The organism is Spirosoma luteolum, from assembly GCF_054778875.1.
In genome coordinates this window covers 184,444-196,612 of the sequence record NZ_BAAGZE010000006.1, presented here as the reverse complement: position 1 = coordinate 196,612, position 12,169 = coordinate 184,444, and the positions used below count along the sequence as shown (strand labels likewise).

Here is a 12,169-nt window from a genome sequence, read left to right as displayed (position 1 = left end):
CATTACTGGTACATTTCCCGGATCGCCGTCCGGTAGTCGGCCGGGGTCTGCCCCGTTTCGCGCTTGAAAAAGCGGTTGAAATACGACGCATCCGAAAAGCCGAGGTCGAACGCGATTTCCTTGAGCGACCAGGCCGTATGAAACAGGAGTCGGCGGGCTTCGAGCACGAGCCGGTCGTGGATATGCACGATGGCCGGCTGGCCGCTCTGGGCCTTGACCAGCTCGCTCAGATAGCCCGCCGACACGTTGAGCAGGGCCGCATAGTCGCTTACCTGATGAAGCGTCCGGAAGTGCGCGTCGATCGTGGCCTGGTAGGTTGTCAGCAGCAGCCGGTCGGTTGGGGCAGGCTGGTCGGCATAGTAGTCTGTGTAGCGCCGGCTCAGGTGGGTCAGCAGCACCGTCAGGTACGCCGTCAGCATGGGCTGTTGCCAGGCGCCGGGCCGGGCGTACTCGGCCGTGATGCGGCCCAGCAGTTCCTCCACCAGCTGCACATCGGCCTCGGCCAGTGGCAGCTCCGGCCCGTGCGACGGGTGCTGGAGCAAGGGTAAGCGGCTCAGGGCGGCACTTTCCTGAAACGACAGAAACGCGGGGGTAAAGGCAATGCCCGTGCTCCAGAGATGGGTAAAGCCTTCTTTAACGATGACCTGATTGGGCGTGGTCAGGTACACTGTATTGTCGCGGAGGGCATAGGGCGTCATATCGATCCACTGCCGGCTGCTGGCCCGCCGGATAAACACGAGCAGGTAGTAGGCTTTTCGGTGCGGCACCAGCAGGTCGGCCTGCTCGGGCAGGGTACCGTCGAACTGGTAGAGCCGGAAGTGCGGATTGCCGGTCTGCGCGTCGGGTTCGAGCGGGTAAATGGGAACGGTGGGCTGATCGGTGCGCAGCAGCATACGGGTACAGGTTGGGGCGGGCCGCTCGAAAACCGTCGGGTGGCTGGTGTTACTTGTTGTGGCCGGGCGGCCCGTATGCCCAACGGCCTACGACATGACCCGGTATTTCAGCAGCACCCAGATGGCTTCGATCCCGTCGAACCACGAGATTTTCTTGCCCTCTTCCAGCGAGCGGGGGTAGTAGTTGATGGGCAGTTCGTGAATGCGAATACCCCGTTTGGCCACCTTGGCCGTGACCTCGGGACAGAATTCGAAGCGTGTGCACTCGAGCGGAATCGACCGCAGAAAGTCGGCTTCGAATACTTTGTAGCAGGTGGGCTCGTCGGTCAGGCGCTGGTTGTAGAGCAGGTTGGTAATCCAGGTAACCACCTGCCCGCCCAGGTAAAAGCTAAAGTAGGAGTGCCGGTTTTCGGGCTTCAGAAACCGCGATCCGTAGATCACCTTTTCGCGTCCAGCCTCGATGGGTTCCACCAGCTTCATGTAATCCTGGGGTTCGTATTCCAGATCGGCATCCTGCACGATGGCGATGGTGCCGCGCATGTGCTGAATGGCCGTACGGATGGCAGCCCCTTTGCCTTGGTTGCGTTCGTGGTTGATAACCCGGATGTTGGAGACCGAACTGTAGGTTGCCAGTCGTTCGCGGGTACCGTCCGTCGATCCATCGTCGACAATGATAATCTCTTTTTCCAGCGGTACCGCCTGAATCTTTTCCAGAATGGCGTCGATCGACTTGATTTCGTTGTAAGCCGGAATTAGTACAGAAAGCAACATACAAACAGGGAGGAGCTTAACAAAGATAGGAGACCGGGGCGATTATTTGCGCACCCAGTATTTCATGGGAAACAGGGAGTCGGTGCCCGGTTTGAAATAGCGCGGCAATGCCTGCTGCAGCTGCCGGAGCGCATAGGCGTTGGCCGGCTGGTGCACGGCCGTACTGTCGTCGATAAGGGTAGGGCGGTTACCCAGAATCACTAGTTTCAGGCTGGTATCGGCCAGGGCCCGGGCGTAGGTGTCGGGGTGGCCGGCTACGTAGTGCGTCGTCTGCATTTCGGTGTTGATAAACGGGACGTTGGGCGTAACGTCGGCCAGGAAGTACAGCAGCATGGGGTTGTCCAGAATAAGCGCGTGCCCAGTCGGGCCGGTCTGCTGCCGGATAAACTCACCCATATACGCTTCACCGCTGTAATCGGCCAGGTGCGTAAAACGCCGGACGGCATCGGGCCGGTACGCGTAGAGACCAACGCCCAGTACGATCAGCGTAATGACGGCACTCACCCAGGCGCCGGCCGGCAGCCGCCGGGTTGTGGTTGGGGGCAGCAGCTGGTCGGCCAGAAAGCCCAGGTGAACGGCAATGAATACGGCCGACGGGAAGAAGTAATGACTGGCCTGGGTTTTAAACAGCGAAATGCTGCCGAAGGCGGCCAGCAGCAGCGCCAGCCACAGGGCGGGCGTTTGCCGATAGCGGTCGCGGTAGGGCCGCAGCCAGACCACCACCAGCGAGGCCGCCAGCAGCAGCAGCAGCCAGCTTAGTTTCACCAGAAACTTGGTCAGAAACAGGGTATGCGACGGGTAGCCGCCAAAGGGGTAGATGTAGGTCCACTCAACGTGCGGGCTGAGCCGACCGGTGGCGTAGAAATAAGCGGCCGACAGCAGCAGCGGCAGGGCAAAGCCCCCCAGCACCAGCAGTCCCCGGGCCACCATCTGCCCAAAGGTGTGCCGGCCCGTCAGCCAGAGCAGCCCCACGTAGGCACCGTAGGCCACCACGTAGAAAGCCGCCACGCTTTTAAAGCACATGCCGATGCCGAGCAGCACCCCGGCCGCCAGCCACCGCCAGTAGGCCCGGCCATCCTGCCGGATCACCAGCCCGTAGGCCAGCAGCCCCGTGAGGGCAATCCAGCTTTCGGGCTCCAGAAAGTTCATCTCGGTAAAAAAGCAGCAGAGGCCCGTCAGGCCCGCTGCCAGCCCGGCGGCCCGTTTCCCAAACGGCCGGCAGGCCCAGCCGGCGGCCAGCACAACGCCCGTGGCCAGGAGGGTAATGAGCGCCGAAATGGTAGCGTGCGAGTAGCCGCCCAGCAACCCCAGCAGGACGTGGGTCGACGCGTAGATCAGGTACGATTTGGAGGGGATGAAATCATAGAGCGTGTGGCCCTGGTCGAGCGACCGGGCCACGTAGAGGTACTCGAGCGCATCGTAGCCGAAGCCCGAATTGTAGACGAATACGTAAAAAAGGCAACTGAACAGAAGAACTAGTGCGAGGAAAGGTCGAATCATAAACGACACCTGACGGAACTGACCGGTATATACGACTCCAAAGATAGCCGTTTGCCCCGGTTGGGCGCCAGCCGATTACTGTATGGTCCGGCCGTTGGCGGTTGGGGCTGGCTTAGTCACTCGAAACCAGCCGGGTGCCCCGCCGAAAAAAAAATGGGCAAACCGTACAATAGGCTCACCCCATTTCGCGACTACCCTTACAGAACCGCGGCAGGGTGCAACTGAAACGCCGGGCGGCTGCGCGCCGGTTCTGCTTATACAACCAACCAAACACGACTATGACAATGTGGCGAATAGGGGGGCTGGTGCTCCTGGCGGGCATCGCCCTGATGCTGGTGGCCGTACTGGCCAAATTTATGATACTGGCGGGAGCTACCATCCTGCTGATCCGGGTAATTGCCGGGCAGGCCATGCGCCTGTGGGGCAGTGGGCCGGGCCAGACCAGGGCGCTGCAGCCGCAGATCCTGTCGATCGACGGCAACGGCGCCGACGAATCGTTCGGGCCGATGGGTGAACACTGGGATCGGCCCGGCCAGCCCTGGCGCCGTTCGGGTCAGACCGCGAGCGCCCGCTATGGGGCGGGCTGGGCCCACCAGTCGGGGCAGATTATTTCCATTCAATAAACCGCGCAGCCGCGCATCAACAGGTAAACAACCTGAACAACAGAAAAGCCATGCATACGAAACACGATTTTCAACACGCGTATAAACAGGGATGTGGAACTATGGGCCGGGGCCGTTGGGGCCGGGGGCGCTTCGGAGGCTTCTGGGGCCGGCCGGGCTGGGGGTCGCAGCAACCGCCCGTCAATATCGACGAGACCGACGATGCCTTTCAGCTATCGCTCTTTGCCGCCGGCCTCAGCCGCGACCGGGTAAGCCTGCGCGTCAAGGATGATATCCTGACGGTGAGCTATCCGGGGGCCGAGTCTACCGATGAGGAGCCCGGCAAGGGGGCGTATCGGGAACACGAGCCGTCGGGCTTTGAGCGCCAGTTCCGGCTCAACGGCAAAGTACTGACCGATCAGATTTCGGCCGCCTACGCCAATGGGGTGCTGCGCATCACGCTGCCGAAAGACCCGGCTACCAACGTACCTCCCCAGACCATCCCGGTGGGCTAGGGCCGATGAGACCGGTTAGCCTGGCTGAGGCTCCGCTTATCCCAAAGTGGGATCGGCGGGGCACCAGCCGGCTGCTGTTTCGCTTTCTACTGTACAACCCGGCTCCGGCCTACTACGTTGCCATGACGCTGTCGCTTTCGTCGCTATCGCCCTACACCCCGGCCCTGACCCTGCAAATGGCGTCGGACGGGGGCGCTGTGGGGCATTCGCCGGGCAGCCGGCCCACCGACCCGGCAACCAGCCCGGAGCCGCGCTCGACCGTGGCCCTGGGCGAAACCATCCGCCGGGAGCAGAGCCGCCTGCTGGCCTTTATCCGCAAACGACTGCCCGACCCCGACGATGCCGAGGATGTGATGCAGGATGTGTTTATGGAGCTGACCGAAGCCTACCAGCTGGCGCGCCCCATCGAGCGGGTGGCGTCGTGGCTGTTTGCCGTGGCCCGCAACAAAATCAGCGACTGGTACCGGCGGGCCCGGCCCAATGGCGACCGAACCGTGTCGATCAGTCCGCCCGATACCGATGATGACAGCGATGGCACTTTATTGCTGGAATGGCTGGCCATTGCCGATGATGCCGGACCGGAAAGCGAGTTTTTTCGGGAAACGGTCATGGAAGCCCTGGCCGACGCGCTGGCCGAACTGCCTGCCGAGCAGCGCGACACGTTTGTGCAGCACGAACTGGAAGGGCGCTCCTTCAGCGAACTGTCGGCCGCGTGGGGTGTAGCGGTCAACACGCTGCTGTCGCGCAAACGCTACGCCGTGCTGCATTTGCGCAAACGACTCCGCGAACTGTATGACGACTTTCTGGACCGAAACTAAGGCTTACCCGCGGCCCAAACGCCGGAAAGCCCGTAGCTTTGCCGGGCGGCACCAGCCGCTAACCGATCGCCGACCGATGAAACAACGTCATTTTGGCCGGGTTTTCCGGATGCTGATCCTGGGGATGCTCGTTGTGGGGCTGATGGGGCTGGCCGTGCGTACCCTCTGGAACGCCCTGCTGCCCGACATTGCGGGCCTGTCGACCATTACGTTCTGGCAGGCACTGGGGCTGCTGCTGCTGGGCCGGCTCCTAACGGGATTTCGACTGGGGCCGCGCGGCTGGGGCGCAGCCCGGCGCGGTATGCCCGACGACGCCGGTGGACCCAACCGCTGGAAACGCCGGATGGCCGAACGCTGGCAGCAGATGACCCCCGAAGGCCGGGAACAACTGAAAGAACGGTTTCGCCGACACTGCGGAGACCGGGATACCGATTAAACAGCCTGATAACAGCATCGGGGGCACCGGGTCGACACAACGCGTGTCGACCCGGTGCCCCCGATGCGTTTGGGCCAGGGGTTAGTAGCTTTCGTTCTGGGTGAGGTAGCCGGGCAGATTCGAAGCACCGTCGATGGCGGTTTGCGGAATCGGGAAAACCCGCTTCTTCGGATCGGTATTCGTTTTCTCGGTCCAGGTGCCTTCGTACTTCCCAAACCGGATCATGTCGGTCCGGCGCAGCATTTCCCAGTAGAACTCGAAACCACGCTCGCGGAAGAGCAGGTCGAGGGTCATGCTGGTGAGGGCCGGGGGCGGGGTGGTCAGCGTACGGGCCGCCCGAACGGTGTTCACATCGGCCAGGGCGCCGGCGGCATCGTTGCTTTTCCGCAGTTTGGCTTCGGCCCGCATCAGGTAGATATCGGCCAGGCGCACGATCGAAATATCGGCATCGCCCAGGTTCCGACCACTCGTCGACTTCTTGCTGAACTCGTATTTCTCCACCCGGTAGCCGGTGCTGTAGTCGCTGCCGGCCACCGTGAAGTTGACCTGTTCGGTGAAATTGACCGGCGTGGTGGGCCGGTTGCGCGATACGTTGAACAGCTTGCCGACTTTAAACTTCCCATCGGGACATTTCACAAACGCGCCGTTGACCCGGATCAGACCATACTGCTGCCCGCGCAGAATACCGCGGTTGATGTTGAAATCGTCGGCGGCCACGCACGAATCGGCGGGGTTCGAATAGATCGACAGATTCTGCCGGTAGAAGCGCGGATCGACCGATGGGTCCTGCGGGCTGTAGGCATTGACCCAGCTGCGGTAGTAGTCGGGCGTGATGGCCGGGCCGTCGGTACCGTTGGCCGCCGGGTAGGCCGGCAGCGGAAACTGGTCGCCCGACAGCGAGAAATAAGCCAGACGGTTGGTACCGTTCAGCTCGGCGCGCTGGTCGACGGCAAAGACCAGCTCCTTGTTGTCGTGGTTGTTCTGGTTGAAGATCGAGAAGTAATCGCGGGCCAGCTGGTACTGGCCCGAGTTGATGACCTTGTCGCAGTACTCGATCACCTTGTCCATATCGGCCGCCTGGAAATTATACTGGCTGGCGTAGCGGTCGCGGTACACAGCCGCATTCAGATACAGCCGGGCCAGCAAGCCCCAGCAGGCGCCCTTGCTCAGCCGACCCGGTCCCACGGTGGGCAGCAGATCGGGCTCAACGGCCTGCAGTTCGCTCAGCACGTAGGCATAGGCCGGCTCGCCACGCAGCACTTTGGAGGTGCCCTGCGGATCCTCTTTTACGAAAATGAGGCCGAACAGATCGAGCATCACCATCGAGTAGTAGGCACGCATGCCGCGGGCTTCGGCCAGATACACCTTCGCCTGCGGGTCTTTGAGGGCAGGCAGCGCACTGATGGCCGAGATCGAGCGCGATAGGCTCTGAACCAGAATGTTCCAGGTGCTCAACAGGTTGGGGTCGGTGCTGGTAGTGGTGTGCTGGTGCAGCGCCAGGTAAATACCATTGTCGCCCCAGTCGGTGCCGCCCCGGTAGGGCAGAATGGCCTCGTCGGTCGGGATTTCCTGAATGGCGAAGTAGTTGGTATGGGTAAACAGGTTGGGCAGCAGGGCGTAGACCGGGGCGATGTTGCCATCGGCCAGCTGCCGGTCCGACAGGCCCGATACGGAGGCTTCGTCGAGCACCGTTTCATCGAGCGAGGTACAGCTGTAGAGACCCGCCAGCCCCAGCAGGGCCGCAACGGAGATAACAAATTTCTTCATGGTCGTGATGACGGAGCGATTAGAAAGTGAGGTTCAGGCCGAAAACAACCGAACGCGCTTTGGGGTAGCTGAGGTAGTCGATACCGTACGACGAAATGCCGTTGACCGTCTGGTCGATGTTTACTTCGGGGTCGTAGCCGTTGTAGGACGTGATTACGAACAGGTTTTGCCCCGTTACCGATAGCCGGATGTTGTTGACCCAGCGGTTCAGGCCAATCAGGCGGGGATTCAGGGTGTAGCCCAGCGCCAGGTTGTTGAGCCGGAAGAACGACGCATCTTTCAGGAAGCGGGTCGACACCGGAGCCGCGTTGTTGATCGACTCATTGGTGTACTGGATGGCTTCGGGCGTGGTGTTCAGCCCTTTCGACAGCCGCAGCTTGTAGAAGTTGGCGTTGGCCGTATTGTCATACACCTTGTTGCCCGACACCCCGTTGAAGTTGATGGCCAGGTCGAAGCCTTTGTAGGCCACCGAACTGTTGAGGTTGAACTGCTTCGTGGGCAGGGCACTGCCGGCCGCAATCCGGTCTTTATCGGTGACGAGGCCGTCGCCGTCGGTGTCGCGGTAGGTGCTGATGCCTTTATCATCGAAGCCCGTGAAGTCTTTGAGGAAGAACGTGCCGATGGGCTGCCCGTTGACGTAGCCGTTGACCGTAGCCGACGACAGCCCCGAGCCCTGCGCCGAACCCGACGTGATAACCGAGTAGGGCGAGTTGCTGACCTTGTTGCTGATAAAGGTCATGTTGCCGCCGATGTCGAAGCGGAAGCCGCTCAGGCTGGCGTAGCGGTAGTTCAGCTCCAGCTCGACCCCGCTGTTGCGGATGCTCATGTTGGGCACGTTGGTCCAGTAGGTACTGGCGGGCTGAATGGGATCGGCCGGAATCACTTCGAGCAGGATTTTCTTCGACACCTTGTTGAAGTAATCGACCGAACCCGACAGGGCACCTTTAAACAGGGCGAAGTCGAGGCCCAGGTCGGTCTGCGACGAAACTTCCCACTGGATGTCGGGGTTGGCCAGCCGCGTGTAGGAGATACCGGCCGGGTAGGCCGTCGACCCGTCGAGCGGGTAGCTGGTGGTGGCCGATACCTGCGCTGTGTAGAGCGCCTGCGTAATCTTGGCCGGAATTTCCTGGTTACCCGTTTGCCCCCAGCCCGCGCGTAGTTTCAGATCGGTGAAGGGCCCCGACTGCAGGAAGGCTTCGTCGGACAGACGCCAGCCTGCCGAAAACGATGGGAACACCCCGTATTTGTTATTCGCGCCGAACTTCGACGAGCCGTCGGCCCGGACGGTGGCCGTCAGCAGGTATTTGTCTTTGTAGGCGTAGTTCACGCGGCCGAAAAACGACTGAAGTTCGTTTTGCAGCGCGTAGCCCGTAGGCCGGTTGTTGGCCAGCGTCAGATCCTGCCCCAGACCAGGGTTGTAGATCGGCTCGACCGGCGTGATCGGAAATTTGTTGATGCTCCACTGCCGCGCCTGAATAAAAAACTTCTGGTACGAATGCCCCAGCAGCGCCGTCAGGTTGTGATCGTCGCGGGTGAGGGTGTAAGTGAAGTAGTTTTCAATGAGGGTGTTGCGGTTGGTGTTGTAGGTGCTCAGCAACCGGCCGTCCTGCTGCGGCACCAGGTTTGCCAGCGACTGCTGATCGCGGGTCGAGCCGGCGTTGTCGACGCCGAGGTTGAGTTTGTACACCAGATTTTTCAGGATCCGGAACGAGGGCGAAATGCTGCCTACCACCCGGTTTATGGTCGTGACGTCTTTCTCCAGCGCCAGCGTGGTGAGCGGGTTGGTACCCCCCTGGTACTTGAACGGAGCGCCGGTCGAGTCATAGGCCGGGTAGGTAGGGTTGGCCGAAATGGCACCCCCGACTAAACTGCCGATGGGCGGGCGCTGATTCACCGTCTGCGACGCCGTCAGGTTCACATCGACCGTCAGGCGATCTTCCAGAAACTTCTGCGACGCGTTGATGCGGCCGGTGTAGCGCTTGAGCGAGCTGTTTTTCAGAATACCCTGCTGGTCCTGCACGCCAAACGAGCCGTAGTAGGTGAGCCGGTCAGCTCCGCCGTTGAACGACAGGTTGTGGTTCTGGGTAAGCGCCGTGCGGCTGATTTCGTTCTGCCAGTCGGTGTTGGCCCCCCGGTCGTCGAGCACACCACCCACGGCCTTGACCTGCTGGCGGTATTCATCGGCTTTGAACACGTTCAGCGGGCGGGCCATGGTCGACACGGCGAGGCTCGACGACAGGTTGAACGACGACGCGCCCGACTTTCCTTTTTTGGTGGTAATCAGCACCACCCCGTTGGCTCCCCGCGCCCCGTAGATCGCCGTGGCCGACGCATCTTTCAGTACGTCGACCGATTCGATGTCCTGCGGGTTAAGGAAGTTCAGCGGGTTGGTGGCTCCGCCCGTCGACGAGTTGTCGAGCGGGATGCCGTCGAGTACGAAGAGGGGCGTGCTGCCCGTGCGGACGCCACCGGGGCCGCGCACCGTAATGCTCTGGCTGCTGCCGGGCTCGCCACTGGCCGACGTAACGTTGACACCGGCTACTTTACCCTGAATGAGCTGTTCGGGGGAGTTGATGATGCCGCGGTTGAAATCGGTACTCTTGATCGACTTGACCGAACCGGTCATGTCGCGCTTGGTCGTGCTGCCATACCCGATAACCACCACCTGATTCAGATCGGATGCCGACGATTTCAGGGCAATGTTCAGAACGGTCTGGCTACCAACCGGCACTTCCTGCGAGACAAAACCGATAAAGCCAAAAACAAGCGTCACCGTATTGTTCGGAACAACCAGTTTGAAGTTGCCCTGTGCATCGGTTGTGGTGCCCCGCTGGGTGCCTTTAATAACCACGCTGCAGCCCGCCAAAGCCTCACCCGTGGTGGCGTCGGTAACGCGCCCCGTCAGGGTAATATCGGCCAGTGACTGTCGGGTGGCGCCGGGTGCAGGGGCAGGGGCGGCTGTGGCCAGGCCGGTCTGGCCCAGGGTGGCGGCCGTCAGTAAACCATACAGGGCGGTTCGCCAGACCCGGTTCGGGGGTGATGAAGAACGATAGAATTGGGTCATGTGTCGGAGGAATTAAACTGGGTGCAAATTTCCGGCTAAAGACAACGGTCCCGCCCTTCTCCCTACAGACTTAAACAAAGCTTAATAAACAATCCGTATCGACGCGTTCAGGCGGGTTATTTTCACCAGTCGCTCCCGTTTTAAGGGGTAAAGTTCTCTGTTGGTCACCAGGTTAAAGCAGATTTGATATATTTATTAATTTTTTAATAAATGCATGCCCGGGGGGCGGGTTGAGGGCCGGAGTGGGTTGGCTGTTGCTCCGTCGGGTGAGTAGGATACCGGGCGGTATCGCCGGGAGCCGGGGTGGCTGGCACTGTCAGCGGGGGGCGTCTTCCTGTAACCTTAATGGTCACTTAATCTGAATTTCATGCGGGGCTAATCCCGGCCCTGCACATTTGTCGGGTCGGGAGCGCGGAGGTCCCGCCCCGGCCACAGCATCCTATGACGAACGAGTACACGTTATCAATTAAATCGTTTCTCGTTATGAAAATGACCCTGCTGGCCGCCTTAACGGCGATGCCTTTTTTGACCCGGGCGCAGGCCCCCGCTTCGTTTGTGCCGGTACCCGACAATGGGGTGTACCGCTCCGCATCGGACTTTAGCCACCACCGGCTGGCCGATGGGTTCGACAATAATCAGACGGGTTACCGCCTGCGCGATCGCGAAGGGAAACACATCGTCTCGATCCGTCAGGGCGATCAGGCGGCCGATAACATTCCGATGAGCACCCTCTGGGGGCAGCGTGTCAATGATGTCGATTACCGATTGGTCGACGGGGATCAGTATAAGGTCGAGCATGCCGACCGGATCTACGTGTACAGCCGGCCAGCCAATGCCGATCCGTTTCCGCAAACGGCCTATTTCTTCAGCCGCACCCCCGACTCGCCCCTCTACAGCATCACGACCGACAACCTGAACAAGGTTTATTACGACCAGCCGGATAAAAAAGGACTGTTCGACGCCATCGACCGGATGGCTGGTAAACCCGTCGAAAAAGCCATTCGGCTGACCCAGCTGTTCTACAGCCCCGGTGTGGTTCCTGCCGAAACGGCAGCCGAGTAAGTACCCGTTGCCATTCGGCCCGATCCGACAAAGGGAACAGTTCACCAGCGCTGTTCCCTTTGTCGGATCGGCCATTTAAGAAGCGTTTCAGGCCGCCACGGAAGGGCCGTTGGGCGAATGAACGGACGCGAACGGGACACCGGTTGCCCGGGGCTGCCTCCGAAGTGAGTACTGCTTTTGGGCGAAGCCCGGCGCCGGGCCGATACCGAACAACTCAGAAATTCGCGCTAGATTGGGGCGTACCATCTGTTTAGTCCGTTACCAACCTTATTCGATGAAAACGTTACTCGCCACGAATGCGGCCAGCCTGACTGCCCTGATTGCACGCCTTAGCCTCGGCATTGTTGTGTTTCCACACGGAGCCCAGAAACTACTGGGCTGGTTTGGGGGTGGGGGCTTTACCGACACCATGGGTTTTTTGACCGGCCCGGCGGGCCTGCCCTGGATAGTCGCCCTGCTGGTCATCCTGATCGAGTTTTTCGGCTCCCTGATGCTCATCGTGGGGGTGGCCACCCGCGTAGCCGCGCTCGGCATACTCGGAAACTTTATCGGCGTTGTTCTGACGAGTCACCTGCACAGCGGCTTTTTTATGAACTGGTACGCCGAAGCCAATAAAGAAGAAGGACTCGAATACTTCATCCTGCTGTTTGGCCTGACAGGCATCGTGCTGCTGGCCGGGGGCGGCAAGGCCAGCGTCGATGCGGCCCTGACCCGGTCAAACGACCAGGCGCATGCATAAAA

General features: G+C 60.7%; 11 protein-coding genes. 6 read left to right on the top strand and 5 right to left on the bottom strand.

The annotated features are described in order from the left end of the window. Nucleotides 1-2: 2 nt before the first annotated feature. From ACYVAC_RS11440 to ACYVAC_RS11430, 3 genes are all read right to left on the bottom strand, one after another. A complete protein-coding gene (locus tag ACYVAC_RS11440) occupies nucleotides 3-893 on the bottom strand; it encodes an AraC family transcriptional regulator (RefSeq protein ID WP_461097801.1) in 891 nt (296 codons plus the stop codon). A gap of 87 nt (nucleotides 894-980) precedes the next feature. Continuing rightward, complete coding sequence (locus ACYVAC_RS11435) at nucleotides 981-1,664, bottom strand: glycosyltransferase family 2 protein (RefSeq protein ID WP_461097800.1); 684 nt, start codon at nucleotides 1,662-1,664, stop codon at nucleotides 981-983. 42 nt (nucleotides 1,665-1,706) lie between these two features. Further along, entirely contained in the window at nucleotides 1,707-3,164 is a 1,458-nt protein-coding gene (locus ACYVAC_RS11430) for a hypothetical protein (protein WP_461097799.1), read from the bottom strand. 278 nt (nucleotides 3,165-3,442) lie between these two features. On the opposite strand from ACYVAC_RS11430, the gene ACYVAC_RS11425 reads away from it, so the two are divergent. From ACYVAC_RS11425 to ACYVAC_RS11410, 4 genes are all read left to right on the top strand, one after another. Next, nucleotides 3,443-3,787: a hypothetical protein gene (locus ACYVAC_RS11425; RefSeq protein ID WP_461097798.1), complete on the top strand. Its 345-nt coding sequence runs from the start codon at nucleotides 3,443-3,445 to the stop codon at nucleotides 3,785-3,787. 101 nt (nucleotides 3,788-3,888) lie between these two features. Further along, on the top strand, nucleotides 3,889-4,281 hold the full coding sequence (locus ACYVAC_RS11420) for an Hsp20/alpha crystallin family protein (protein WP_461097797.1): 393 nt from the start codon (nucleotides 3,889-3,891) through the stop codon (nucleotides 4,279-4,281). 5 nt (nucleotides 4,282-4,286) lie between these two features. Further along, nucleotides 4,287-5,099: an RNA polymerase sigma factor gene (locus ACYVAC_RS11415; protein ID WP_461097796.1), complete on the top strand. Its 813-nt coding sequence runs from the start codon at nucleotides 4,287-4,289 to the stop codon at nucleotides 5,097-5,099. Nucleotides 5,100-5,175: 76 nt separating this feature from the next. Beyond that, the gene (locus ACYVAC_RS11410; protein ID WP_461097795.1) at nucleotides 5,176-5,535 is read left to right on the top strand and encodes a hypothetical protein; all 360 of its coding nucleotides are present in this window, start codon (nucleotides 5,176-5,178) and stop codon (nucleotides 5,533-5,535) included. Between the two features lie 81 nt (nucleotides 5,536-5,616). Here the strand turns inward: ACYVAC_RS11410 and ACYVAC_RS11405 are convergent, their stop codons facing one another. Both ACYVAC_RS11405 and ACYVAC_RS11400 read right to left on the bottom strand, forming a co-directional pair. After that, nucleotides 5,617-7,302, bottom strand: a complete 1,686-nt coding sequence (locus ACYVAC_RS11405; RefSeq protein WP_461097793.1) for a RagB/SusD family nutrient uptake outer membrane protein — start codon at nucleotides 7,300-7,302, stop codon at nucleotides 5,617-5,619. 19 nt (nucleotides 7,303-7,321) lie between these two features. After that, nucleotides 7,322-10,366, bottom strand: coding sequence for a SusC/RagA family TonB-linked outer membrane protein (locus ACYVAC_RS11400; protein WP_461097791.1), 3,045 nt, complete (start codon nucleotides 10,364-10,366; stop codon nucleotides 7,322-7,324). A 483-nt stretch (nucleotides 10,367-10,849) separates the two neighbouring features. Between ACYVAC_RS11400 and ACYVAC_RS11395 the strand changes: the two genes are divergently transcribed. Further along, the gene (locus ACYVAC_RS11395) at nucleotides 10,850-11,428 is read left to right on the top strand and encodes a hypothetical protein (RefSeq protein ID WP_461097790.1); all 579 of its coding nucleotides are present in this window, start codon (nucleotides 10,850-10,852) and stop codon (nucleotides 11,426-11,428) included. 274 nt (nucleotides 11,429-11,702) lie between these two features. Continuing rightward, on the top strand, nucleotides 11,703-12,167 hold the full coding sequence (locus ACYVAC_RS11390; protein WP_461097789.1) for a DoxX family protein: 465 nt from the start codon (nucleotides 11,703-11,705) through the stop codon (nucleotides 12,165-12,167). Nucleotides 12,168-12,169 lie beyond the last annotated feature (2 nt).